The sequence below is a fragment of the Noviherbaspirillum sedimenti genome, assembly GCF_003590835.1.
GTDB classification, from domain to species: domain Bacteria; phylum Pseudomonadota; class Gammaproteobacteria; order Burkholderiales; family Burkholderiaceae_D; genus Paucimonas; species Paucimonas sedimenti.
Genome location: NZ_QYUQ01000002.1, coordinates 3496407 through 3519934 on the forward strand (window position 1 = coordinate 3496407; position 23528 = coordinate 3519934).

At 56.7% G+C, this 23528-nt stretch carries 22 protein-coding genes; 15 read left to right on the forward strand and 7 right to left on the reverse strand.

Annotated features, from left to right (window positions below):
* The first annotated feature begins 222 nt into the window (after positions 1 to 222).
* From D3878_RS16305 to D3878_RS16315, 3 genes are all read left to right on the forward strand, one after another.
* The gene (locus tag D3878_RS16305) at positions 223 to 1437 is read left to right on the forward strand and encodes an ABC transporter substrate-binding protein (protein ID WP_119786447.1); all 1215 of its coding nucleotides are present in this window, start codon (positions 223 to 225) and stop codon (positions 1435 to 1437) included.
* Positions 1438 to 1682: 245 nt separating this feature from the next.
* Positions 1683 to 2297 (forward strand): methyltransferase domain-containing protein, encoded by a 615-nt coding sequence (locus D3878_RS16310; protein WP_119786448.1) that lies wholly within the window; start codon positions 1683 to 1685, stop codon positions 2295 to 2297.
* A gap of 90 nt (positions 2298 to 2387) precedes the next feature.
* Entirely contained in the window at positions 2388 to 2858 is a 471-nt protein-coding gene (locus D3878_RS16315; protein ID WP_119786449.1) for a hypothetical protein, read from the forward strand.
* Between the two features lie 24 nt (positions 2859 to 2882).
* On the opposite strand, the gene D3878_RS16320 is transcribed toward D3878_RS16315, so the two are convergent.
* Positions 2883 to 3575, reverse strand: a complete 693-nt coding sequence (locus D3878_RS16320; protein WP_119786450.1) for an HAD family hydrolase — start codon at positions 3573 to 3575, stop codon at positions 2883 to 2885.
* Positions 3576 to 3734: 159 nt separating this feature from the next.
* On the opposite strand from D3878_RS16320, the gene D3878_RS16325 reads away from it, so the two are divergent.
* The 3 genes from D3878_RS16325 to D3878_RS16335 all read left to right on the forward strand — a co-directional run bounded on the left by D3878_RS16325 (position 3735) and on the right by D3878_RS16335 (position 6531).
* On the forward strand, positions 3735 to 4142 hold the full coding sequence (locus D3878_RS16325; protein ID WP_119786451.1) for a MarR family winged helix-turn-helix transcriptional regulator: 408 nt from the start codon (positions 3735 to 3737) through the stop codon (positions 4140 to 4142).
* A 19-nt stretch (positions 4143 to 4161) separates the two neighbouring features.
* Positions 4162 to 5358, forward strand: a complete 1197-nt coding sequence (locus D3878_RS16330; protein ID WP_119786452.1) for an MFS transporter — start codon at positions 4162 to 4164, stop codon at positions 5356 to 5358.
* A 114-nt stretch (positions 5359 to 5472) separates the two neighbouring features.
* Positions 5473 to 6531 carry an NAD(P)-dependent alcohol dehydrogenase gene (locus D3878_RS16335; protein ID WP_119786453.1) on the forward strand — a complete coding sequence of 353 codons (1059 nt, stop codon included), beginning with the start codon at positions 5473 to 5475 and terminating at the stop codon, positions 6529 to 6531.
* A 23-nt stretch (positions 6532 to 6554) separates the two neighbouring features.
* On the opposite strand, the gene D3878_RS16340 is transcribed toward D3878_RS16335, so the two are convergent.
* Together D3878_RS16340 and D3878_RS16345 are read right to left on the reverse strand one after the other, a co-directional pair.
* Positions 6555 to 7451 carry a YihY/virulence factor BrkB family protein gene (locus D3878_RS16340; protein WP_119786454.1) on the reverse strand — a complete coding sequence of 299 codons (897 nt, stop codon included), beginning with the start codon at positions 7449 to 7451 and terminating at the stop codon, positions 6555 to 6557.
* 52 nt (positions 7452 to 7503) lie between these two features.
* Positions 7504 to 7761: a DUF504 domain-containing protein gene (locus tag D3878_RS16345; RefSeq protein WP_119786455.1), complete on the reverse strand. Its 258-nt coding sequence runs from the start codon at positions 7759 to 7761 to the stop codon at positions 7504 to 7506.
* A 147-nt stretch (positions 7762 to 7908) separates the two neighbouring features.
* Between D3878_RS16345 and D3878_RS16350 the strand changes: the two genes are divergently transcribed.
* On the forward strand, positions 7909 to 8901 hold the full coding sequence (locus tag D3878_RS16350) for an MBL fold metallo-hydrolase (protein ID WP_233556361.1): 993 nt from the start codon (positions 7909 to 7911) through the stop codon (positions 8899 to 8901).
* 33 nt (positions 8902 to 8934) lie between these two features.
* Here D3878_RS16350 and D3878_RS23865 read toward each other — a convergent pair whose 3' ends face one another.
* Positions 8935 to 9099, reverse strand: a complete 165-nt coding sequence (locus tag D3878_RS23865) for a hypothetical protein (RefSeq protein WP_158592294.1) — start codon at positions 9097 to 9099, stop codon at positions 8935 to 8937.
* Between the two features lie 409 nt (positions 9100 to 9508).
* On the opposite strand from D3878_RS23865, the gene D3878_RS16360 reads away from it, so the two are divergent.
* The 3 genes from D3878_RS16360 to D3878_RS16370 all read left to right on the forward strand — a co-directional run bounded on the left by D3878_RS16360 (position 9509) and on the right by D3878_RS16370 (position 13391).
* Complete coding sequence (locus D3878_RS16360) at positions 9509 to 10192, forward strand: Crp/Fnr family transcriptional regulator (RefSeq protein WP_119786457.1); 684 nt, start codon at positions 9509 to 9511, stop codon at positions 10190 to 10192.
* A gap of 376 nt (positions 10193 to 10568) precedes the next feature.
* Entirely contained in the window at positions 10569 to 11789 is a 1221-nt protein-coding gene (locus tag D3878_RS16365) for an ABC transporter substrate-binding protein (RefSeq protein WP_119786458.1), read from the forward strand.
* 72 nt (positions 11790 to 11861) lie between these two features.
* On the forward strand, positions 11862 to 13391 hold the full coding sequence (locus tag D3878_RS16370) for a class I adenylate-forming enzyme family protein (protein ID WP_119786459.1): 1530 nt from the start codon (positions 11862 to 11864) through the stop codon (positions 13389 to 13391).
* Between the two features lie 354 nt (positions 13392 to 13745).
* Here the strand turns inward: D3878_RS16370 and gyrB are convergent, their stop codons facing one another.
* The 3 genes from gyrB to dnaA all read right to left on the reverse strand — a co-directional run bounded on the left by gyrB (position 13746) and on the right by dnaA (position 19128).
* Complete coding sequence (gene gyrB, locus D3878_RS16375; RefSeq protein WP_119786460.1) at positions 13746 to 16250, reverse strand: DNA topoisomerase (ATP-hydrolyzing) subunit B; 2505 nt, start codon at positions 16248 to 16250, stop codon at positions 13746 to 13748.
* Between the two features lie 109 nt (positions 16251 to 16359).
* Positions 16360 to 17466 carry a DNA polymerase III subunit beta gene (dnaN, locus tag D3878_RS16380; protein WP_119786461.1) on the reverse strand — a complete coding sequence of 369 codons (1107 nt, stop codon included), beginning with the start codon at positions 17464 to 17466 and terminating at the stop codon, positions 16360 to 16362.
* Positions 17467 to 17736: 270 nt separating this feature from the next.
* Complete coding sequence (gene dnaA / locus D3878_RS16385; RefSeq protein WP_119786462.1) at positions 17737 to 19128, reverse strand: chromosomal replication initiator protein DnaA; 1392 nt, start codon at positions 19126 to 19128, stop codon at positions 17737 to 17739.
* Between the two features lie 339 nt (positions 19129 to 19467).
* Here dnaA and rpmH point away from each other — a divergent pair, with 339 nt between their 5' ends.
* The 5 genes from rpmH (at position 19468) to mnmE (ending at position 23510) form a co-directional block, all read left to right on the forward strand.
* The gene (gene rpmH, locus D3878_RS16390) at positions 19468 to 19602 is read left to right on the forward strand and encodes a 50S ribosomal protein L34 (protein ID WP_119786463.1); all 135 of its coding nucleotides are present in this window, start codon (positions 19468 to 19470) and stop codon (positions 19600 to 19602) included.
* A gap of 22 nt (positions 19603 to 19624) precedes the next feature.
* Positions 19625 to 20020, forward strand: coding sequence for a ribonuclease P protein component (gene rnpA, locus D3878_RS16395; RefSeq protein ID WP_233556362.1), 396 nt, complete (start codon positions 19625 to 19627; stop codon positions 20018 to 20020).
* Positions 20017 to 20274, forward strand: a complete 258-nt coding sequence (yidD, locus tag D3878_RS16400; RefSeq protein WP_119786465.1) for a membrane protein insertion efficiency factor YidD — start codon at positions 20017 to 20019, stop codon at positions 20272 to 20274. Before rnpA ends, yidD begins: the two co-directional genes overlap by 4 nt.
* Positions 20275 to 20323: 49 nt before the next feature.
* Entirely contained in the window at positions 20324 to 22033 is a 1710-nt protein-coding gene (gene yidC, locus D3878_RS16405; RefSeq protein WP_119786466.1) for a membrane protein insertase YidC, read from the forward strand.
* Positions 22034 to 22121: 88 nt separating this feature from the next.
* Positions 22122 to 23510 (forward strand): tRNA uridine-5-carboxymethylaminomethyl(34) synthesis GTPase MnmE, encoded by a 1389-nt coding sequence (gene mnmE, locus D3878_RS16410; RefSeq protein WP_119786467.1) that lies wholly within the window; start codon positions 22122 to 22124, stop codon positions 23508 to 23510.
* Positions 23511 to 23528 lie beyond the last annotated feature (18 nt).

Below are 23528 nucleotides of genomic sequence, written 5' to 3' on the forward strand. Positions count from 1 at the left end.
GTGTCGAAACAGATATGCTCGCCTGGCGCAAGTTTCATGAGCGGTGTCGTCCTTGACGTGAATGGAGGACTGGCATTTTCATAGTGAGCCGAAATTGTAGAAATCATGAATTTTATTCTGCTGAATTATCAGTTGATGAAATTCATTTAAGCAGTAAATAAAAAAAGCCGGCGTTAGAGCGGCACTTGATTTAAATACGTTATTTAATCATAGGAGACTTAAATGAAACGTTCCAGCTTGCCTCTCGCTGTGTTGGCACTCTGCGTCAGCACTGCTGTCATTACGCCAGCAATCGCACAAAATGCATCCGACACATTCAAAATTGCTGCCATGGTGGATATGACAGGGCCGTATTCAGCGCTTGCCGGGCCGGGCGTGGTCACCGGCATGAAAATGGCAATAGAGGATTTTGGCGGCAAGGTGCTGGGTAAACCGATTGAAATCCTGTCGGCCGATTCGCTGGGTAAAGTGGACGTGGCAGCTGCGCGCGTACGCGAATGGTACGATCGCGATGGTGTAAACATGGTCCTGGAAAGTGCTGACTCGGCTACCGCGGTGGCAATGCAGAAATTGGCTGCTGAAAAGAAAAAAGTGACATTTTTAACGTCGGGAACGACCGCTGTCACCAACAGTGAATGCACGCCGTACGGCATCCAGTATGCGTGGAATACCTATGCTTTGGCACATGGCACGGGACGTGCCGTCATGAAGGAGGGGGGCGACTCATGGTATTTCCTCTCGGCCGATTATACGTTTGGTAAATCCCTTGAGGCAGAAACCACTGCAGTAGTGCAAAAAACCGGCGGCAAGGTACTGGGTTCTTCTCGTCATCCGCTCGGTGCTCCTGATTTCGCCTCTTTCTTGCTCTCAGCACAGGCATCGAAAGCAAAAGTTATTGCCTTGGCCAATGCGGGGAGAGATACCCAGAATGCGATCAGGCAGGCACGGGAATTCGGTTTGACAGGTGGTAATTCTCGCGTAGTTCCGTTGATTCTGTTCGACTCCGATGTGAAGGGAATGGGCCTGGATCTCGCCCAAGGACTGGCGTTTACAACGGCGTTTTATTGGGACCAGAATGACGCGACCCGTGCCTGGTCGAACCGGTTCTTCAAGTTACGCAATGCCATGCCGACCATGAACCAGGCCGCAGCCTATTCAGCGACGATGCATTATTTAAATGCCGTCAAGTCGGTCGGCTCGGCGCAGCCAGATGCCGTAATGGCGCACATGAAAAAAACGACGATCAGCGACATGTTCACCAAGAGCGGCAAGATTCGGGATGATGGCTTGATGGTGCATGACATGTTTCTCGCTGAAGTGAAGAAGCCGTCGGAATCCAAGGGACCTTGGGATTTGCTCAGCATTAAACAGGTCATTCCAGGAGAGCTCGCATTTCAGCCTTTGAACGAAAGCACTTGTCCGCTTTTAAAGAAATGATGATAAAAGCCGGATGAACAGAGGGAACATCGTGATCGTGGTTTCGAGCGACCGTGATGTCCCTTCCTTGTATGCTCGTACAAGTTTCTCCCCCACTTTTAAATGTGGTTTTCGCTCGCTTCTTTGCCGAATCGAGCGATTTTTTGTTTCGAAATCTATAATGTTGGATTGAGAGAGGGCCCGCGATTGTGACAATCCTGGTCCAGGTCTCTTTACCGCAGCGTTCAACGAAAGAAGCATGGCATATGGCAGGACCAACGATCGATTTTTGGCAATCGCGCTTCGATTCCGGCAATTTGCCGTGGGATCGCGACGTTTCCAATCCGCAGCTCAAGCAATGGATCGACGCCGGCATGATTCATCCTGGCACATCCGTGCTGGTGCCGGGATGCGGCCGGGGCTGGGAAGTCGCCACGCTCGCAGCGCATGGCATCAAGGCCACGGGCGTGGACTATGCGCCGGGCGCGATTGCAGCATGCCAGGCCATGCTGCAATCAGAAGGACTTGACGCCGAACTGATTGAAGCCGATGTACTGAATTTGCAGCTGGCATCGCCAGTGGATGCCGTGTATGAACAGACCTGCCTTTGCGCCCTGCATCCTGACCGCTGGCGCGCCTATGCAGACCAACTGCACTCCTGGATACGCCCGGGCGGACAGCTGTTTGCCCTTTTTGTGCAGGCCGTCTCGGAAGAATCCGCACAAGGCTTTGTCAAAGGCCCGCCCTACCATTGCGATATTCATGCAATGCGTGCGCTGTTCCCGAGCCAATACTGGGAATGGCCTGCGCCGCCGTATCCCCGCCTGTCGCCAAAAACCGGTTTTGATGAACTTGCCGCCGTGTTGACCCGCAAGCGCTAGGGCCAGGAGGCTCTTGACTGTCATCAATTTGTCATCAGGCAGATACTTGTTGGCATGTAAAATTCGACTGTCAAAAACAGAAGGATCACCATGCTGCTTCCGCAAATGCTACAGCTCGCCCTGACCCTGGGCGGTGTCTTCGTTTTGGCCTACATGTTCGCCAAACTCGAAATTCATATCGAAGGCGACGGCGGCTGGGCAGAAAATCTGCCTACCTGGCGCGTCGAGGAGCATTGGCTGCTCGATATTTTCTGGGGCGGACGCGCCATGACCGGCTACCATGCCTGGGCATTCCCGTTCATCGCGGTGTTTTTTCATTTCCCGCTGTTTTTCAGTGGACAGTGGTCCTTGCCGCTGGAAGCGCGGGTCCTGGCTTCCATCATGGTGTTCTGGATCGTAGAAGATTTTCTCTGGTTCATCCTCAACCCGGCCTATGGCTGGAAGCGGTTTCACCGGGATCACATTTCCTGGCACAAGAACTGGATGGCCGGGGCGCCAGTGGAATACTGGATTTTTGCCGCCGTCAGTGCGCTACTGTTCTGGTATTCGTACGGGGCGTGAAGGCAGGGGGCAGCGCTGCACCCGTCAGCCGGAAACCGGCAAGTCCAGGGCGTGGCGTACCCGTGCGCATAGCGCCTCGGAGGTGCGCGAAATCACTTCCGCCGGCACGCCGAACTTCGTGGTCAATCTGTCGTGGTCTTCAAAGCCGTACGACACCATGAACGGGTGCAGGCCGGTATTGATCGCCGCATGAAAATCCTTGTGTTCATCACCGCAGATATAGCCGCGCGCCGGATTGATATCGAAGCGTTCGCGGAGCGCGCGGAACTGGGCGGTCTTCTTTTCCTTCAGCGGGATATGCACCAAAAAGTCCAGCGCGTCGATATCGAGGTCATGGCGAACGAATAACTGCCGCAAGGTTTCCAGCGGCTCGTTGGTAATGTTCCGCGTGACCAGGCCGACCACCACGTCGGGCGCAGCGACCAGCGCGCGGATCAATTCCGCAATGCCGGGATACAGGCGCGCTTCCGTGCGGTACACCCCGGTCAGGGTGTCGATGATTTCCATCCGGTTTTTTTTGCGGATATTTTTCTTGAGGACGGAAGGGAATTCCTTGAGGCCGCCAAGATACTTGAAAAGATTGTGGCGCTTCTGAAAGCTCGCCTCATCGCCCAGCGTCAAGCCGTGCCGGTCGAACGCTTCTTCAATGGCCTTGAAGGCGTCGATGGTGGTGCCGTCCGCATCGAGGATCAAAAGTCGCTGATTGTTTTTATACATATGCCTGCATGCCGGTTATCCAAGCGGTTCGGGCGGATTATAGGTATCCGATTGTGACGGCTTGATGACGGCGTGCGCGGCGTCCGGCGATTGACAGCAAGATGGCCCGGGAATATAGTTACCCTTGTTTATGGTTAATCAGGGTAACTAATACGCGCCATGCAAGGTTTTTTCAGAAGCTATCTGTTGCTGCACCGGCCCATGATCCAGGCGCTGAACCAGCTGCTCCAGTCTCATGAGCTGTCGTATTCGCTGTGGCAAGTGGTGTTATATCTGCACGAGCACGAACAGGCATCCCTGGTGGAGATTGCCAATTACTACGGCATCGAAAAGCCCGGCGTCACCCGTCGGGTGCAACGCCTGGAGGAACTGGGATACCTGACGATTGCGCCGGGCAATGACCGCCGCGAAAAATCGATTGCCCTGACGCCCCTGGGGCAGGACGTCTACGCGCAGTGCCGCCAGAAGATCACGGCGCTGGAGCGGCGCGCAACGGCCGGCATCGCTGCCGACGATCTGGCGCGAACGGTCACGGTTTTTCAGCAGATATCCGGCAATCTCAAATAACATTTTCCCTAGCACCATCATGCAATCGACACGCCTATGGACCCGCGACTTTGTGATCGTTGCAGGCGTCAACTTCTTTCTGAGCCTGGTGTTCTACATGCTGATCGTGGTGATCGGCGCGTATGCCATCAGGGAATACGGTGCCTCGCTCAGCCTGGCCGGACTGGTCGCCGGCATTTTCGTCATCGGCACCTTGCTGGGGCGGCTGGTGATCGGCCAGCTTGTCGACGCCATCGGCCGGAAAAAGACGCTCATCATCGGCATGATTGCTTTTGCGATCACGACCTGCCTGTACTTCCTGAGCAATTCCATACCGGCGCTCATCGCCGTGCGCTTCATGCACGGCCTGGCACTGGGCGTGGCCAGCACGGCCGTCGGCACTGCCGTGGCGCACATCATTCCGCAGGGCCGCAAGGCCGAGGGCATCGGCTATTACAGTCTCAGCACGACCCTGGCTTCGGCAAGCGGGCCGTTCCTGGGACTGTGGATGATGCAGCACCTGAACTTCAACTGGGTGTTCGTTGCCTGCCTGGCCGTGGCGATAGTGGGCTTGCTGGCTTCAATCCGGCTGCAAATGCCCGAGGACATGGCCGCACGCGAAGGGGGCGGGGGATTCGAGTTCACGCTCGGCAATCTGCTGGAGGCCCGCGCAATTCCTATCGCCGTGGTCACTTTCCTGTGCTGCCTGTGCTATGCCAGCGTGCTGGCCTTTATCAATGCCTACGCCATCGAACTCGATCTGGTTGCCGCGGCGAGTGTCTTTTTCATTGTGTATTCGGCGGCGGTGCTGTGCTCGCGCCCCTTGACGGGACGCTTGCTGGACCGGAAAGGCTCCAAATTCGTGGTCTACCCGTGCTGCGTGATCCTCGCCATCGGCCTGGCCATGCTGGCCAGCGCCCGCTCCGACGCGGTGCTGCTGGTGGCGGGGGCATTGATCGGCCTGGGATACGGCAACCTGCAATCGGCCATGCAGGCCATTGCCATCAAGGTGGTGGCGCCCAATCGCATGGGGCTGGCGACATCGACGTTTTATATTTTCCTGGACGCCGGTCTGGGCTTTGGTCCTTACCTGCTGGGCCTGGCGATCTCGCAGTTGGGCTACCGCAACTTGTACTGGAGCATGGCGGTGCTCGCCGTGGTGTGCATGCTCGCGTTCTACCTGCTGCACGGTCGTCACGTGGCGCAGTTGCGTGCCCGTGCGGAACAGGGCGCCTGAGCCGGTCGCTGGGATAGGCGCAGTGTATTCCGTTTTTTCCCACGGCCGGAACTTGGCCAGGACGGACCAGTCGACTGAACTGCACCGATATCTCCAGAATGAAAGGCCACGACCATGCTTGCTTCCACAGGATATGGCGCCACCAGCGCCGATGAACCGCTCAGCAAAATGGATTTTCAGCGCCGCGATCCCAAGCCTGACGACGTCCAGATCGATATCCTTTACTGCGGCGTTTGCCATTCCGACCTGCATACCGCCCGCAATGAATGGGGCAACACCGTGTATCCCGTCGTGCCCGGGCACGAAATCGTCGGCCGCGTGACGGCAGTCGGCAACCAGGTCTCGCGCTTCAAGGAAGGCGACCTCGTCGGCGTGGGCTGCCTGGTCGATTCCTGCCAGCATTGCAGCGCCTGTGGCGAGGGTCTGGAGCAATACTGCGAAAACGGCTTTGTCGGCACCTACAATGGCGAGGAAATGCATACCGGCGGCATGACGTATGGCGGCTATGCCAGCAACATCGTCGTGCGCGACAAGTTCGTGCTGCGGATTCCCGATAACCTCGACCCGGCCGGCGCCGCGCCGTTGCTGTGCGCCGGCATCACGACCTACTCGCCGCTGCGGCAATGGCAGGTCGGTCCCGGGCAAAAAGTCGGCATCGTGGGGCTCGGGGGGCTCGGTCACATGGGCATCAAGCTGGCGCATGCGATGGGCGCGCATGTCGTGCTCTTCACCACCTCACCGGGCAAGCGGGAGGATGCAAAACGGCTCGGCGCCGATGAGGTGGTGGTGTCGAAGAATGCGAGCGAGATGACGGCGCACAACAATTCCTTCGACTTCATTGTGAATACCGTGGCCGCGCCGCATTCGCTCGATGCGTTCCTGGAGTTGCTCAAGCGCGACGGCACCATGACGCTGGTCGGCGCGCCGTCTTCGCCGCATCCCTCGCCACAAGTATTCAACCTCATCATGAAGCGGCGGCGCCTGGCCGGTTCGCTGATCGGCGGCATTGCCGAGACGCAGGAAATGCTCGATTTCTGCGGCGAACGCGGCATCGTTTCCGACATCGAGATGATCCGCATCCAGGACATCAACACGGCTTATGAACGCATGCTCAAGAGCGATGTGAAATACCGCTTTGTGATTGACATGGCTTCGCTCAAGCAGGAAGGCTGATACTGTTTCAGCCGCTATCCAATTCAGGTTTTGCCTTCCATGGCCCGTGCATCAGCGTCGACGCCGGTCATGAGCTCGTATTGCGCAATCACTTGCGCGCCAAACAATAACAGTGTGGCGGCAAGTTCGAAGCTCAGCATGACGACAACCGCTGTCGTCAGTGCGCCATACACCACGCTGGCGTGCGAAAGATGGACGAAGTACCACACCAGCAAATGTCTCGCCACTTCCCATAACAGCGCTGCGGTCACGCCGCCGATCAAGGCATGCCGCAACGACAGGCGCCCGACCGGCATGATCCAGTAAATCAGGGTCAGCATCAGGATTTCGCCGCCCAGCCCCAGCAGATAAAGCAAGAATCCGGAGACGCCTACAAGGCTCCAGTGCCGGCCAGCCACTACCAGTTCCTGTTCGCCGAGCAGCTCCACGCCGTGGGCAAGCACAGTCAGCATCAGCAGACCGACTCCCAGCACCAGGATGGCACTGTAAGGCAGCAGCGCAGAAATCAGGAAATGGCGCCGCTGCTTGAGGAAACGATGATAAAAAATCACCGACATCGCCTGGTTCAGCACCGAGAAGGCAAGCGAGCTGAAAAACAGTATCGTCCCCAGCAAGGCCCAGCCGATCACCGAACGGTTTTCCAGAAAATTCGACAGTTCGTGAATCACCGCCTTGGATTGGCTAGGCACCAGCCACTCCAGATAGTGGCCGGCGGTCTGCAGCAGTTCCGCCTGATCGACAATATGCGACAGCACAATGACAATCAGGATCAGCAGCGGCACCAGCGACAGCAGGGCATAGTAAGCCACCGCCCCGGCCAGCAGCAGACCATTGTTGGCAATGAAGCTCTTGAGGGCCTGCAATACAAAGGCGCCGGGATGCTTCAATATCTGCGCCGCTTTTTCATCCAATAGATGCATTCGCGTCCCCCCTCTGCAAATTGGTTGGCCTTCTGTTTACGAACTCGAGTAGTCACGCACCTTTACGCTGCCAGATCAACACACCATTGCGCCACACTTCGCGGACCCGGTGGAAAGGCACCATGCGGGTCGTGCCATCCTCGTCCACCACGTCAAACGAAAAGTGTTCACCTCGCGCAAGATGCACTTGTTGGAACGGCACGCGGACGATTCGATCGTCGAGGCGGTCGTAGTAGCCGATCATGAACCTGGCATTGCCGAATTCCGGATCCCACTGAATGCGGTGAAGCACGTCTTGAATCGGAGTCATGGATGGCAGGCGGCAAGATCATCAGGCGATGGGAAGCATGATGCCACTTCGTGGCGTCGGCTGCCAAAGCAATCCCGGCCTGGATAGGGACGCAGCACTGTGCTAAAAAGGAAACAAGACCATGACGTCCCGATGCTATCTTTTCACATGACCATGGAATTCCAGTTTCTCGGCAGCTCTTCCGGCACGCCGACCAAGACCAGAAACGTCACTGCCCTGGCGCTCCGCGCGGATAACGCCAGGCAATGGTACTTGGTCGATTGCGGCGAAGGCACGCAGCACCGGATCCTGTCGACCAGCTTGTCGCTGGCAAGCTTGCGCGCAATTTTCATTACCCATGTGCACGGCGACCATTGCTACGGCTTGCCGGGGCTGCTGGCCAGCGCCGGCATGCAAAACCGCACCGAGCCGATGCTCCTGGCGGGGCCGCAGGCGGTCAGGCACTTTCTCGATGGCGTAATGCAGACCACGCAGTTGAAGCTTCCCTACGAGATCGAATTCATCGATGTCGAAGCCATGCCGACGATATCGGCACTGCCGGACTTCCGGGTGCAAGCCACTGCCTTGTCGCATCGGGTGCCGACATACGCCTACAGCTTTACCGAGCAAGCGGTCGAAGCCAGGCTCGATGCGGTAAAGCTGGCAAGCGCCAATATTCCGGCAGGGCCCCTGTGGGGCCGGATTCAGCGTGGCGAGGATGTGGTGCTGCCGGATGGCAGAGCCGTGCGCGCGAGCGACTATCTTCTGCCGCTGCGCAAGCCGCGCAAGATCATCGTCGGCGGTGACAACGACACGCCAGGTCTACTGGCGCACGAGGCACGGGATGCAGATGTGCTAATCCATGAAGCCACCTATACGGAAGCGGTGCTGAGCAAGGTCGGCCCGGGACCGCAGCACAGTTCGGCAAAGCGGGTGGCGCAGTTTGCCAGCGAGGCAAAGATCAGGAACCTTGTGCTGACGCATTTCAGCCCGCGCTACCAGGAACAGAAGGGGGAAGGCATTGCGAAAGGAGGCCTTTCGCTTGCCGATATACACACAGAGGAAAAGGTGCATTACAGCGGCAGCCTGTTCCTGGCAAACGACTTCGAGTGCTATTTGCTGGATAAGGCAGGCGTTCTCAGCAAGCTTCAAAGTCCGTGATGGCAAGCTCCCCCGCTCTGGGGGCGCCGCAGGTCAAGGCGCGTCCACACTATCGAAGAAGTGACGCTGGTGAAACGTGCTTTTGCCGGCGCCTTGTATTCCGATGCGCGGGATGGCTTCCATCGTTTTCAGTGTCGCCATTATCCAATGTTCCTGCGCTTGCGCGAGCGCTTGTTCTTCGAGTTCTGCAACTTGCAAGTGATGTAGCCAGCACCGCATCCCGGTATTCCTTATTACTTTTTCGCTCAACTTTTCCCAGTTCTACCCCGTGTGCTTCTCAAGATCCAGAGAAATCTCGATCGCTGGAAACCCAAGTTTTATTATAGTCAACAGCTTGTCGTCGCCAACTGGATGGGTGACTGCTATCTCAATGAGCCTCTTCTGGTTCCCGGCTTGCCCAAGTATGTTCGGTATGATCCCGTCAATCGGTTGTTCTAATTGAATATGATCAAAATGCTGCGCCGGCGCTCGCCAAGCCGACCAAGTGCTAACGGCTTTTGCACGGGGCATAACAGTTGGTATAAGATAAAGTCAGAATTGAACTGCGAAAAGTGTTGGCCTTCTCGAAATTTGCTGAAGAAACACCATTGATTTTCAACATAAAGTTATGACAACGGGCCTGAGACTTTTCCTTGCAGAACAACCTTGGATGCAATTGCTTTCAGAGCAGGAACAAGCACGAGTCATAACTGATACCTTTGAGCGCCATGTTGCATCCGGAGGATATGTTTGCCGCGCTGGCGAACCTGCAGAGCAGTGGATCGGCGTGATAAGCGGCTTAGTCAAGGCGTCCGTCATGACGTCGCAAGGTAAAACGACGACCTATGCTGGAATCACCGCCGGCGGCTGGCTTGGTGAAGGATCAGTTCTTAACGGCACCTTGCGGCGATTCGACGTCATCGCGCTACGGGATAGCTATATCGCCTACGTCCCCCGCTCGACCTTTATGTATCTATACAACACGAATATTCGGTTTTGCCATTTTCTAATTAGCCAGCTGAACAAGCGATTAGCACAGCAGATGGCGCTTATTGAAATTGACCGTCTCGTTGATGCCGAAACTCGTGTTGCAAAATTTATCATTATGCTCGTAGAGTCCCAAACATCCCGAAACCCAACGTGGGTACTTGAAATCAATCAAGCCGAACTGGCCCAGCTCTGCGGCCTTTCGCGTCAATTCATCAACCGCGTTTTTGCAAAGTTGACTGCCAAGAAAATTATCGATCATAGCTACGGCCGTCTAAACATTCTCGACAAGGATCGTCTTCAAAATTTCGACGAACATTCTTAATACTGCGTCGGAGATTTCACTCTGAGTTCGTCATATCAGCTGCGGATTCGCATTGGATAGTTATCTAGCCACCTAGACAGTTTTCACAAGCAGCCAGACTATCAAATTAAGTCCCAGCCCGTATTCTTTTCATTGTCGGGCCGGTCTTGCTGGGCCTGTTTGCGTCAAAAAAGCCGAAATCAACATCCGAACCTGGACTTTTTGAATGAAATTGTCCGCAGGATGACAAAGCGCTTTCCATTTCATCTCTACCATTTTCTGGCGACGAACCACGTACCTTACTAGGCAGGCACTCTGAAGAGGGCAACCGGTAATGGAAAGGGGGTCGTACTGCACAAACACAAATCAACATATATCCATAGAGATTGGAGACGCAATGACTATTTCATCAAAGAGCTGCCGACGTGCCGTGTTTTTATCGCTTGCAGCACTCGCCGCCGCCAGTAGCGCTCACGCAAATGTCTCGGACGACGTAATCCGAATCGGCGTTTTGACGGACATGCAAGGGCCTTATTCTGATATTGGCGGGAAAGGATCAGTCACTGCCGCAAAAATGGCAATTGCAGATTTTGGTGGCATGGTTCTGGGAAAGAAGATTGAAATTGTTGTCGGCGATCATCAGAACAAAACAGATGTCGGTGTGACGACGCTACTGAAGTGGTTTGACAACGACAAGGTCGATGCCATCTTTGAACTTAACAATTCCGCACTCCATATTGCTGCTGCCCGGATCGCAACCCAGAAGAACAAGATCCTTATAAATACTGGTGCTGCCGCCGCATCTATCACCGGTGAAAACTGCAGCCTGATGTCCGTACATTACACATACGATACGTATGCGCTTGCCAACAGCACGACTAAAGCAATGGCGCAGCAAGGCGCAAAAAACTTCTACATCCTTGCGGTTGATTACGCGCTTGGCGCAGCACTGACAAAGGATATTACCGAAGCTTCGAAGCAGAGCGGAGGAACCATCGTTGGAACTACACGGCATCCGTTGAATGCCTCTGACTTCTCATCATTCTTACTGCAAGCCCAGTCCGCAAAGGCCGACGTCATCGCATTAGCAAACGCTGGTGGTGACACTATCAATACCATTAAGGCTGCGAAACAATTCCAGGTAACAGACAAGCAGAAATTGATGGCGTCGATCCTGTACATCAATGATGTACATACCTTGGGTTTGGAAACAGCACAAGGTATGTTTGCATCCACTGCCTTTTATTGGGATCTCAACGATGAAACGAGGGCATGGTCGCGCCGCTTCTTTAATGAGCATAAAAAAATGCCGGCGCAACCGCATGCCGGCATTTATTCGGCAGTTTTGACCTATCTGAAAGCGATCAAGGTGGCTGGAACTGATGAATCGTCAGCCGTTATGGCATCGATGCGCAAGGAACGAATCAACGACATGTTCGCAAAGAATGCTTATATCCGCGAGGACGGCCGTATGGTCCACGACATGTACCTGGTCAAGGTCAAGTCACCGGCTGAGTCCAAGTATGCATGGGATTACTACAAGGTGGTAGCGACCATTCCAGGCGACAAGGCGTTCCGCCCGCTCGCAGAGAGCGCTTGCCCTCTGGTTAAGAAATAAAAAACAAAATTTCAGGCATTGCCTTTCCTTTTGGGGAGGCAATCAAACCTATTCAGTTGAGACACTCAGATTATGGAAAATTCAATCGGCGAACTGTTGCCCGCTTCAGCAAGAAAACATGGCGCCCGCCCGGCGCTCATCTTCGGCAATCGGTGCTTTTCATACCGTGACTTGGACTTGCTAACCAATCGATTTTCTAATGCCCTGCGCCACTTGGGGATTTCGCCAGGCGATCGCGTTTCGTTGTATGCCTCGAATTCGTGGCAATGGATCGTCAGCTACTACGGGATTCTAAAGCTTGGGGCAGTCGTTAATCCGCTGAATATGATGCTGACTCCCACTGAAGCCGAGTACGCCATCAATGACTGTCAAGCGAAGGCCGTCGTGACATCGTCTGATAAAGCATCTTCACTTATTGGGTGCGAAAGCAGGACTAACGTCCAGCATATCATCAGTTTCGGTGGCCCCGAAACTGGCCTGCACTCGTTCGACGCTTTGCTCGAACAAGCGAGCGCTGACTTTACCGTTCCGGAAATTGAGCAATCCACCCTCTCGACGATCGCTTATACGTCAGGAACAACAGGACACCCTAAAGGAGCGATGTTAAGCCACCGTAGCGTATTGCTTAATACAGCGCTTACATCCGTAATGCATGTCAGACATCAGTTCGATGTAATCGTAAGCGCGCTGCCATGCGCGCACGTTTACGGAAACGTAGTGATGAACTCGGCGTTTGCATGTGGTGCACTGCTAATTCTTCACGAGCGATTCTCGGAGAAAGAGGTATTGCATTCAATTCAAACACATCGAGCAACCTTGTTCGAGGGTGTGCCGACCATGTACATGTATCTGTTGAATTTCCCAGGCCTGAAAGACTACGACTTGTCTAGTTTAAAGCGATGCACGGTTGGAGGCCAAACAATGCCTCGGGCAAAGATGGAGCAAGTTGAATCGGAATTCGGCTGTCCATTAATCGAATTGTGGGGAATGACAGAAATTGGCGGGTTAGGGACCACGCAAACGCTGTATGGACCACGGAAGCATGGCTCGATCGGGATTCCGCTTCCTCATATTGAAGCCAAAATCGATATGAGCAATGTTGGCGCGGATCAGCCCGATAACCCTGTCATCGGAGAACTGCTGATTCGGGGTGGTATTACGATGCAGGGTTACTTTAACAATCCGAAGGCCACTGCGGAGGTTTTCACAGAGGATGGTTGGTTGCGAACTGGCGATCTGGGATATGTTGACGAGGAGGGCTTCATCTTCTTGGTCGATCGAGCAAAGGACATGATCATTACTGGAGGTTTCAATATTTATCCGGCGGAGCTGGAGCGGATAATTGCCGGCCATCCTTCAGTTGCCATGGCTGCCGTTGGCGCCATAAAAGACGAATTCAAAGGAGAGCTGGCGAAGGCCTACGTTGTTTTGGCACATGGCAAGGGCGCAACCGAAGCAGACATTATCGAGCATTGTAGGGCTTGTATGGCACCATACAAAGTGCCACGTTCTATCCAATTCGTCAAAGACCTACCAAAAACCAGCACCGGAAAGATCATGCGACGAGAGCTTGAGCGATTCGCTGGCAAAGTTAATGAGTGATGCTGTGATCTGGTAAGCAGACCTTGCCAGTTTCTCGATGTGGTAGTTGGACAGGGGACCGAATTGGCGCGTCCGCCATCCTTTTCGTTGTACAGCGCACTTGGAGAAATTCCGCAACCGGCTGCAATCGACCTCGAAGCTGACATTTAAAGATAAGAAAGGCTCCATACAGGAGCCTTCCAATTTTTCGTAAGTGACTTTTAAGGCAATCTCAATTGTTTGCCAGACATGCTTTGACGGCTGCTTTTAAGCACCGACCGCTTGATAGGCCAGTCGCACTAACTAACGATATCCAGTCGCACAACTGTGGCGCCAGTCGCAATTACTCTGGCGCCCTACGCGGGTTACACAGCATCAAACATCAATATTTCCCGCCTGCAGCGCATTCAACTCGATAAACGCCCGCCGCGGTTCCACATCATCGCCCATCAAGGTGGCGAAAATCTGGTCGGCTGCGATCGCATCCTCGATCTGCACCCGCAACAGGCGCCGCACAGTCGGGTCCATGGTGGTTTCCCACAGCTGTGACGGATTCATTTCGCCCAGGCCCTTGTAGCGCTGCTTGGAGACACCGCGCTCGGCTTCGTCGCGCAGCCAGTCCATCGCCTGGCGGAAGCTGGAAATCGCGATTTCCTTGGCTTTCTCGCCCAGCCCGCGGCGCACGCGTGCGCCTTCGCCGACCAGGCCCTGGAAGGTGGCGGCGGCATTGGCCAGGATAGTGTAGTCGGGGCCGGTGGCGAAGTCGGCATCCATCACGCTGACCTTCAGGTTGCCGTGCTGGCGGCGCTGGATGCGCAGCTGATGTTTGTCGGACAGCTCGTCGGATTTGACCAGCACTTCCACGGCCGGATCGTTGATTGCCTTGACCAGCGTCTGGGCCGAGGCTTCGGCATCGGCCAGGGTGTCGAGCTTGAGCGTGACGCCGGTGGCGATGGCGATCAGGGCGGCTTCGTCGATGGCGCGCGACAGGCGCAGTACGATGTCGTTGGAGACGTTGTACTGACGCACGATCTCTTCCAGCGCGCTGCCGCTGACCGGCTCGGCGCCTTCGCGCGGGATCAGGGCGGCATCGTGCAGGGCGATCTGCATCATGTAGCTGGCTTCCTCGATGTCGTCCTTCAGGTAGCGCTCGTCGCGGCCGTGCTTGACCTTGTACAGCGGCGGCTGCGCGATGTACACGTGGCCGCGCTCGACCAGTTGCGGCATCTGGCGGTACAGCAGGGTCAGCAGCAGCGTCCTGATGTGGGCGCCGTCGACGTCGGCATCGGTCATGATGATGATGCGGTGGTAACGCAGCTTTTCGACGTTGAATTCGTCCGGGCCGATACTGGTGCCGAGCGTGGCGATCAGGGTGGTGATCTGCTCGGAAGACAGCATCTTTTCGAAGCGGGCTTTCTCGACGTTCAACACCTTGCCGCGTAGCGGCAGGATCGCCTGGAACTTGCGGTCGCGGCCCTGCTTGGCGGAGCCGCCGGCGGAGTCACCCTCGACGATGTACAGTTCGCACAAGGCCGGGTCTTTTTCCTGGCAGTCGGCCAGTTTCGACGACAGCCCCAGGCCATCCATGACGCCCTTGCGGCGCGTCAGCTCGCGCGCCTTGCGGGCGGCTTCGCGCGCGCGCGCGGCTTCGACGATCTTGCCGCAGATGATCTTGGCATCGTTCGGCTTTTCCGCCAGGTAGTCGGTCAGGGTCTTGGCGACGATTTCCTCGACCGGGCCGCGCACCTCGGAGGACACCAGCTTGTCCTTGGTCTGCGAGCTGAATTTCGGTTCTGGCACCTTCACCGACAAGACGCAGGTGAGGCCTTCGCGCATGTCGTCGCCGGCCACTTCGACCTTGGCCTTCTTGGCGAATTCGTGCTCATCGATGTACTTGTTGATCACGCGGGTCATCGCCGCGCGCAAGCCGGTCAGGTGGGTGCCGCCGTCGCGCTGCGGAATGTTGTTGGTGAAGCACAGCACCTGCTCGTTGTAGGCATCGTTCCATTGCATGGAGACGTCGACCGTGATGTTGGTGCCGTACTCGGACATCTTTTCACCGGTGGCCTGGAAGATGGTCGGGTGCAGCACCGACTTGCTCTTGTTGATGTATTCGACAAAGCCACGCGTGCCGCCTTCGAACGCAAATATTTCTTCCTTGCCGGTGCGCTGGTCGGACAGCTTGATGCGCACGCCATTGTTGAGGAACGACAGTTCGCGGATGCGCTTGGCCAGGATGTCGTAATGGAATTCGACATTGTTGAAGATTTCTTCATCGGCCCAGAAGTGCACTTCGGTGCCGCGCTTGTCGGTGTCGCCGATGACCTTGATGGGCGAAATGAGCGCGCCATCCTGCGTTTCGGTTTCACGGTTTTGCGGAATGCCCTTGGCGAATTCCATGTAATGCACTTTGCCGTCGCGGCGGATGGTCAGCTTGAGCAGCTTGGACAAGCCGTTGACGCAGGACACGCCGACGCCATGCAGGCCGCCCGAGACCTTGTAGGAGTTCTGGTCGAACTTGCCGCCGGCGTGCAGCTCGGTCATGACGATTTCGGCTGCGCTGCGCTTGGGTTCGTGCTTGTCGTCCCACTTGATGCCGGTCGGGATGCCGCGGCCATTGTCTGTGACCGAGATGGAGTTGTCAGCGTGGATGGTGACATGGATCTCGGTGCAGTGGCCCGCCAGCGATTCATCGATGGAATTGTCCAGTACTTCGAAGACGCAGTGATGCAGGCCGGTGCCATCGGAAGTGTCGCCGATGTACATGCCCGGGCGCTTCCTGACCGCTTCCAGGCCTTCGAGGATCTGGATCGAGGATGCGCCGTACGACTGCTGTGGCTGGCTCGGGGTTTCCGGGGTTTCTTGCGGTAGTGCGGACATGGCTGCCTTTACAAAAACTGACGACTAAACAACGAATTTACGGCTTTTAAAATGTGGCAAAGGGGCGCTGACCTTCCGCACCCCCTTTGTCCCATTATTTGTTACGGGATTAAATGCGCATCGGCATGACTACATATTTGAAGTCGGTGTTGTCCGGTATCGTGATCAATGCCGACGAGTTGGCGTCGCCCAGGGCGATGTTGACGCTGTCGCACTTCAGGTTGTTCAACACGTCCAGCAGATAGGTGACGTTAAAGCCGATGTCGATGCTGTCGCCGCCGTAGTCGATTTCCATTTCCTCGACGGCTTCTTCCTGATCGGCGTTGGTGGAGCTGATCTTCATGCTGCCGGGCGCAACGATGCAGCGCACGCCCTTGAATTTGTCGGAAGTCATGATCGCGGCGCGCTGCAGCGACTGCAGCAGGGGCACGCGGTCGATCGTGAAATTGTTCTTGTAACCCTTGGGGATGACACGGGTGTAATCCGGGAACTTGCCTTCGACGAGCTTGGAGATCAGTTCGATGTCGGCAAACGTCAGCTTGACCTGGTTGTTGGCGATTTCCAGATCGACCGGGTTGTCCAGGTCTTCCAGCAGGCGCTGCAATTCCAGGATGGTCTTGCGCGGAATGATCACTTCCTGGCGCGGGAAATCCTGGTCGGTCTCGACCTGGCAGAACGCCAGCCGATGGCCGTCGGTGGCCACGGCAATCACGTTCTTGCCATCGACGACCAGCAGCAGGCCATTCAGGTAATAGCGGATATCCTGCTGCGCCATCGAAAAGTGCACCATGTTGAACAGGTGCTTCAGGGTCTTCTGCGGCAGCGTGACTTTCGCATTGAATTGCTCGGCTTCGGCGACTGTCGGAAATTCCTCGGCGGCCAGCGTTTGCAGTGCGAAGCGCGATTTGCCGCTTTGCACCGTCATGCGCTTGTTGGCCAGTGACAGCGAGACATCGGTCGAATCCGGCAGCGCACGCAGGATATCGAGAAGTTTGCGCGCGGCGACGGTGATGGCGACCGCTTCACCGCCGCTGCCGACTTCGGCGTGGGTGGTGATCTGCACCTCGATGTCGGTCGACAGGAAAGAAACGCGCTCGCCATCCTTGCGAATGAGGATATTGGCCAGAATCGGCAAAGTGTGCCGACGCTCGACAATACCACTCACTATCTGCAGTGGCCGGAGAAGCGTGTCTCGGGTGGTTTTGACCAATTGCATAGTTATATCCCTGATCGTGATTGAAAACGGTGAAGCTTGCTTATGTGCTTGCAACTGCTGGCAGACGCATGGAAAAACGGTGAAGCGGCCCTACGCCGATCCACCACCATGATTTCTAAATGGCAACAGTCATAAACACACAATTTATAGGTATCAATTTTGACCAAAAAACCGCGCTCTGACCACCAATTTATTTGTGGATTCACAACCGGGCTTGCCATGCATCATGCAAAGTTATCCACAGGTATGCAGGCAAGCGCCTCAAGCTTTCTAACCCTTAAGAGTTTGCTCGAGGACATGAAGTTCATGATTGCATTCCGGATTCTTGGCGCGGTCGCCGGCAATCTTGCGCACGGCGTGCAGCACGGTAGTATGGTCGCGCCCGCCAAACAGGTCGCCGATTTCCGGTAAACTTTTTTGCGTTAACTCCTTGGCAAGATACATGGCGATCTGCCGTGGCCGCGCAATATTCGCCGGGCGCTTTTTCGAATACATGTCGGCGACTTTGATATTGAAAAAGTCCGCCACGGTTTTCTGGATATTTTCCACGGAAATCTGGCGGTTTTGTACCGTCAGCAAGTCTTTCAGTGCTTCCTTGACCACATCAATGGTGATTTCCTTGCCATGGAAACGCGAGTAAGCAAGGATCTTGCGCAGCGCGCCTTCCAGCTCGCGCACGTTGGAGCGCAAATGCTTGGCAACGAAAAACGCCACGTCGTCCGACAGCGGCGTGCCTTCCTGCACTGCTTTCTTGAGCAAAATGGCCACCCGCATTTCCAGCTCGGGCGGCTCGATGGCCACCGTCAGGCCCGAATCGAAACGGGAAATCAGGCGGTCATCCATGCCGGTGATTTCCTTCGGGTAAGTATCACTGGTAATGATAATTTGTTTCTTTGCGGCAATCAGGGCTTCAAACGCGTAAAAGAATTCTTCCTGGGTACGGCTCTTGCCGGCGAAGAATTGAATGTCGTCAATCAGCAACAGGTCAAGCGAGTGGTAATACCGCTTGAAATCGTCGAAACCCTTGCGTTGGTAAGCGGTCACTACGTCGCGAACGTACTGTTCAGCGTGGATGTAACGGATTTTCGCGTTGGGATTGTCGACCAGCAACTGGTTGCCGATGGCATGGATCAAGTGGGTCTTACCCAGGCCGACGCCGCCATACAGGAACAGCGGGTTGTAGGATGTGCCGGGATTGTTGGCCACCTGAATGGCGGCGGCGCGCGCCAGCTGGTTGGCTTTACCCGTCACGAAGCTGTCAAAGGTCAGGTCGGGGTTGATGCGGCTTTGCTCGCGCCGCGGCGTCATGGTTTCGACAGGAATTTCCTGGAAAGCCGGCAACAGGCTGGCCGCATGGGCGCCGTTGTGCTGCGCTTGCGCAGGCATGCTGGCGGTGGCCGGCTGCTTTTTCGGGCCATTCAGGCGCGGGTCGAGTACGAACTGGACTTCGATCGGGCCATCCCAGTGGGCGGTGGCCAGCGCATGGATGCGGTTGGCAAACTGAGTCTTGACCCAGTCCAGCTTGAAGCGGTTGGGCGCGGCGATACGCAGCAAGCCTTCCTCGAAATCCAGGGGAGCGAGAGGCTTGATCCAGGCGTTAAATTGTTGCGGAGTCAGTTCCTGCTCCAATTGGGCGGAACAGGCCTGCCAAAAATTTTCCATGTATTACTTGAATTACGTGATTAGGGAGCGTGCGATACTGCTTCGCTGGTCGTCCCGCAATGCACGGTTGAGGAGGCCCGAATAGCGCGGGATGGTGTGCCGGGGCAACCGGAGTTTAACGCTATTTTACCCTTCATCTCCAAAGTTATCCACAGGCAGACCATCTATTTCTACGGCCCCGGCATCGCAACCGGCCCGCTTGACTTTCGCTAAGTGATTGACAAACAAGCGGAAAATGCTGTCTAATTCTGGGTTCGCCGCCCGTTGTGTTGATGATGCGATGCGCCGCCACAGATCTAACCCTTAGCACTTACCTTTTAGCTGATTAGCGAGATAACAATGAAACGTACTTACCAGCCTTCCGTCGTCCGCCGCAAGCGTACCCACGGTTTCCGCGTGCGCATGGCCACCCGTAACGGCCGCGCCATCCTGAATGCACGCCGCGCCAAGGGCCGCAAGCGCTTGGCTGTCTAAGCCAGGCAACGGCATTCCCTGCGTGAACCGCGATCGTTCGCTGGACTTCGCCCGCGATCGGCGCATCGTCAAAACGGATGAGTTTTCATCCGTTTTTCGTTTGCGGCCGGTGCAACGCAGCGCGCATTTCGTACTTTATACCCGGATCAACAGCTTGCCGCATGCCCGTCTGGGCGTCGTCGTCGCCAAGCGACTGGCGCCGCGCGCCGTGACCCGCAACGCCATCAAGCGTGCGGTGCGAGAATTGTTTCGCCAGTCGCCATTGCCGGCGCTGGACTGCATCGTGCGCCTGGCCAAGCCGGTCAATACCAAGAAGGCACCGGCCAGTTCGGCGGCCCTGAAAGCCGCCCTGCACCAGGAATTGCGCCAATTGTTCCAGACTTTCCAGTTGCAAGCGCTGCCGGAGGCCTCGTCATGAAAACCCTGCTGATGTTGCTGGTGCGCGGCTATCAATTGTGCATCAGTCCTTTCCTGGGGCAGAATTGCCGCTTCTATCCGAGCTGCTCGCACTACGCCCTGGAAGCGATTGGCCGGCATGGCGCGCTAAAAGGCGGTATGCTCGCGGCGCGCCGTCTGTGCAAATGCCATCCGTGGCATCCGGGCGGCCTCGATCCGGTGCCCGACAGGGTGCCGCTCAAGCCGGCAACCGCCTGCGGCTGTCATCATCACTGAATCTCGTATTTAACCGTCCACCAAGCGACCAATAAGCGACCGAAAAGCCATGGATATCCGACGTACTTTCCTCTGGGTTGTGTTTGCGATGTCAGTCATCCTGTTGTGGGATAACTGGATGCGCTATAACGGCAAGCCATCATTGTTTTTCCCGTCCACGACGCAGACCCAGCAAGCCACGCCGGCCGCCGGCGCCGGCAGTACCGCCCAGTCGGGCCTGCCGCAAGCTGGCCAGGCCGCTGTGCAAGCCGTTCCCGGTACGCCGGCCAGCGGCGCAGTACCCGGCGGCGAGTCCGTGGCCAAGAGCGAACGCATCACGCTCACCACTGACCTGATCAAAGCCCAGATCAATACCCTGGGCGGCGAGCTGACTCACCTGGAGCTGTTGCAGCACAAGGAAAGCGTCCATCGGGCCTGGTACGCTGCTTTCACGGGCCTGTTTGGCGCTTCGGAAAAAGTCGAGCCGGCCAGGAACGTAACGTTGTTCGATGAAAGCCGCCATTACCTGGCGCAGACCGGCCTGATCGGCGGTCCATTCCCGAATCACAAATCGGTTTTTGTCGCCCGTCCTGGCGCGCGCGCGCTGGATGGCGGCAACCAGGTGCAACTGGTGCTGGAAGCCGAGCAGAGCGGCGTCAAGCTGGTGAAGACCTATACCTTCACCCGCGGCAGCTACGTCATCGATATCAAGCATGAAGTCATCAACGCCAGCGGCGCGCCGATTACGCCGACGGCTTACCTGCAACTGGTGCGCGACAACAGCAAGCTGCCGGGCGAATCGATGTTCTACAGTACCTTCACCGGCCCGGCGGTGTACACGGATGCCGAGAAGTTCCGCAAGATCAATTTCGACGATATCGAGAAGGGCAAAGCGCCCAAGGCGGCTACCGCCAGCGACGGCTGGGTGTCGATGGTGCAGCATTACTTTGTCTCGGCCTTCCTGCCGCAAGACAAGGCGCCGCGCGAAATCTACACCGACAAGGTGGCGCCGAACCTTTACTCGGTCGGCACCAAGCTGCCGCTGGGGACGATTGCGCCGGGTGCAACCGCCGCGACCGATGCGCGCCTGTATGCCGGTCCACAAGAGTCGGCGCGCCTGGAAAAATTTGCGCCTGGCTTTGACCTGGTCAAGGATTACGGTTGGCTGACTGTGGTTGCCAAGCCGATTTTCTGGCTGATGACCCAGATCCACAACGTGATCGGCAACTGGGGCTGGACCATCATCGCCCTGACGGTGCTGATTAAGCTGGTGTTCTTCCCGCTGACCGCCGCCAGCTATCGCAGCATGGCCAAGATGAAGTCCGTCACGCCGAAGATGACGGCGATCCGCGAGCGCCACAAGGGTGATCCGCAAAAGATGAACCAGGCCATGATGGAGTTGTACAAGACCGAGAAAATCAATCCGCTCGGAGGCTGCCTGCCGATCCTGATCCAGATGCCGGTGTTCATTGCGCTGTACTGGGTGCTGCTGGCGTCGGTCGAGATGCGCAACGCGCCGTGGATCGGCTGGATTCATGACCTTGCCTCGCCTGATCCTTTCTACATCCTGCCGGTGATCATGGCGGCATCGATGTTCATCCAGACCAAGCTGAACCCGACGCCGCCGGATCCGATGCAGGCCAAGATGATGATGTGGATGCCGATTATTTTCTCGGTGATGTTCTTCTTCTTCCCGGCCGGCCTGGTGCTGTACTGGGTGGTCAACAACGTGCTGTCGATCGCGCAGCAATGGTTGATTAACAAGAAAATGAAAGCGTAAAAAAGACGCGTTGTTTTTCATCCATAAAAAGCCCGCGAACAGCATCGCGGGCTTTTTTGTTTTCACGGCATTGGCATAGAATCAAATCATGAAATTCGATACTTTTCCCATCGCGGCGATTGCGACCGCACCGGGCCGCGGCGGCATCGGTGTGGTGCGCGTCTCCGGCAAGAACCTGTCTGCGGTGATCGAGGCCGTGTGCGGCCTGGCGCCCGGCGCGCAGCTGCGGCCGCGCCATGCGACTTACCTGAAGTTCCTGAATACCGATGGCAGCACCATCGACCAGGGCTTGGCGATCCACTTCAAGGCGCCGCATTCCTATACCGGCGAAGACGTGCTGGAACTGCAGGGGCATGGCGGGCCGGTGGTGTTGCAGATGCTGCTGGCGCGCTGCCTGGAAGCAGGCGGCAGCATCGGCTTGCGCCTGGCCGAGCCGGGCGAATTCACTTACCGTGCTTATTTGAACGACAAGCTCGACCTGGCGCAGGCCGAAGCGGTGGCCGACCTCATCGATGCCTCGACCGAAGCGGCGGCGAAGTCGGCGACGCAATCGCTGTCCGGCGAATTCTCCAGAACCATCAACACGCTGGTGCAGAAAGTGATCGCCTTGCGCATGCTGGTGGAAGCCACGCTGGATTTTCCGGAGGAGGAAATCGATTTCCTCGAAAAATCCGACGCCCGCGGCCAACTCGCCGCCATCCGCGCCTCGCTGGATCAGGTGTTCGCCCAGGCGGCGCAAGGCGCCTTGCTGCGCGAAGGCTTGAACGTGGTGCTGGCAGGGCAGCCGAATGTCGGCAAGTCGTCGCTGCTGAATGCCCTGGCCGGCGCCGATGTGGCGATCGTCACGCCGATTGCCGGCACCACGCGCGACAAGGTGACCGAGACCATCCAGATCCAGGGCATCCCGCTGAACATCATCGACACCGCCGGCATCCGCGAGCTGGGCACAAATGGCGACGAGGTCGAGCGCATCGGCATCCAGCGCACCTGGGCCGAGGTGGAAAAGGCGGATGTCATCCTGCACATGCTGGACGCTGCGCGCGGCCCGACCCGCGCCGACGAAGCCATCGTCGCGCGCTTTCCGGACAACGTGCCGGTGATCCGCGTGTGGAACAAGATCGATCTGTCCGGCCACAAGCCGGCAGCCGACGTGCTGCCGGATGCGACCCATGTCTATCTGTCGGCGACCGACCGCGTCGGTGTCGACTTGCTGCGCGCCGAACTGTTGCGCATCGCCGGCTGGCAGCAGACGGGCGAGTCGCTGTATCTCGCACGCGAGCGGCATTTGATTGCGCTGAAGATGGCGCGCACCCACCTGGATGCGGCGGCCGAACATGCGGCCACTTCGGACCAGGCGCTTGACCTCTTTGCCGAGGAATTGCGGCTGGCGCAGGACCGGCTCAACAGCATTACCGGGGAATTCACTTCGGATGATTTGCTAGGGGTGATTTTCAGCCGGTTTTGTATCGGAAAATAGCGAACGATCCGGCTGTAG

Excerpts from the sequence above, each read along its gene's own strand:
- D3878_RS16305 (WP_119786447.1), top strand. The coding sequence starts at position 223 with ATGAAACGTTCCAGCTTGCCTCTCGCTGTGTTGGCACTCTGCGTCAGC.
- D3878_RS16310 (WP_119786448.1), top strand. The coding sequence starts at position 1,683 with ATGGCAGGACCAACGATCGATTTTTGGCAATCGCGCTTCGATTCCGGC.
- D3878_RS16315 (WP_119786449.1), top strand. The coding sequence starts at position 2,388 with ATGCTGCTTCCGCAAATGCTACAGCTCGCCCTGACCCTGGGCGGTGTC.
- D3878_RS16320 (WP_119786450.1), bottom strand. The coding sequence starts at position 3,575 with ATGTATAAAAACAATCAGCGACTTTTGATCCTCGATGCGGACGGCACC.
- D3878_RS16325 (WP_119786451.1), top strand. The coding sequence starts at position 3,735 with ATGCAAGGTTTTTTCAGAAGCTATCTGTTGCTGCACCGGCCCATGATC.
- D3878_RS16330 (WP_119786452.1), top strand. The coding sequence starts at position 4,162 with ATGCAATCGACACGCCTATGGACCCGCGACTTTGTGATCGTTGCAGGC.
- D3878_RS16335 (WP_119786453.1), top strand. The coding sequence starts at position 5,473 with ATGCTTGCTTCCACAGGATATGGCGCCACCAGCGCCGATGAACCGCTC.
- D3878_RS16340 (WP_119786454.1), bottom strand. The coding sequence starts at position 7,451 with ATGCATCTATTGGATGAAAAAGCGGCGCAGATATTGAAGCATCCCGGC.
- D3878_RS16345 (WP_119786455.1), bottom strand. The coding sequence starts at position 7,761 with ATGACTCCGATTCAAGACGTGCTTCACCGCATTCAGTGGGATCCGGAA.
- D3878_RS16350 (WP_233556361.1), top strand. The coding sequence starts at position 7,909 with ATGACCATGGAATTCCAGTTTCTCGGCAGCTCTTCCGGCACGCCGACC.
- D3878_RS16360 (WP_119786457.1), top strand. The coding sequence starts at position 9,509 with ATGACAACGGGCCTGAGACTTTTCCTTGCAGAACAACCTTGGATGCAA.
- D3878_RS16365 (WP_119786458.1), top strand. The coding sequence starts at position 10,569 with ATGACTATTTCATCAAAGAGCTGCCGACGTGCCGTGTTTTTATCGCTT.
- D3878_RS16370 (WP_119786459.1), top strand. The coding sequence starts at position 11,862 with ATGGAAAATTCAATCGGCGAACTGTTGCCCGCTTCAGCAAGAAAACAT.
- gyrB (WP_119786460.1), bottom strand. The coding sequence starts at position 16,250 with ATGTCCGCACTACCGCAAGAAACCCCGGAAACCCCGAGCCAGCCACAG.
- dnaN (WP_119786461.1), bottom strand. The coding sequence starts at position 17,466 with ATGCAATTGGTCAAAACCACCCGAGACACGCTTCTCCGGCCACTGCAG.
- dnaA (WP_119786462.1), bottom strand. The coding sequence starts at position 19,128 with ATGGAAAATTTTTGGCAGGCCTGTTCCGCCCAATTGGAGCAGGAACTG.
- rpmH (WP_119786463.1), top strand. The coding sequence starts at position 19,468 with ATGAAACGTACTTACCAGCCTTCCGTCGTCCGCCGCAAGCGTACCCAC.
- yidD (WP_119786465.1), top strand. The coding sequence starts at position 20,017 with ATGAAAACCCTGCTGATGTTGCTGGTGCGCGGCTATCAATTGTGCATC.
- yidC (WP_119786466.1), top strand. The coding sequence starts at position 20,324 with ATGGATATCCGACGTACTTTCCTCTGGGTTGTGTTTGCGATGTCAGTC.
- mnmE (WP_119786467.1), top strand. The coding sequence starts at position 22,122 with ATGAAATTCGATACTTTTCCCATCGCGGCGATTGCGACCGCACCGGGC.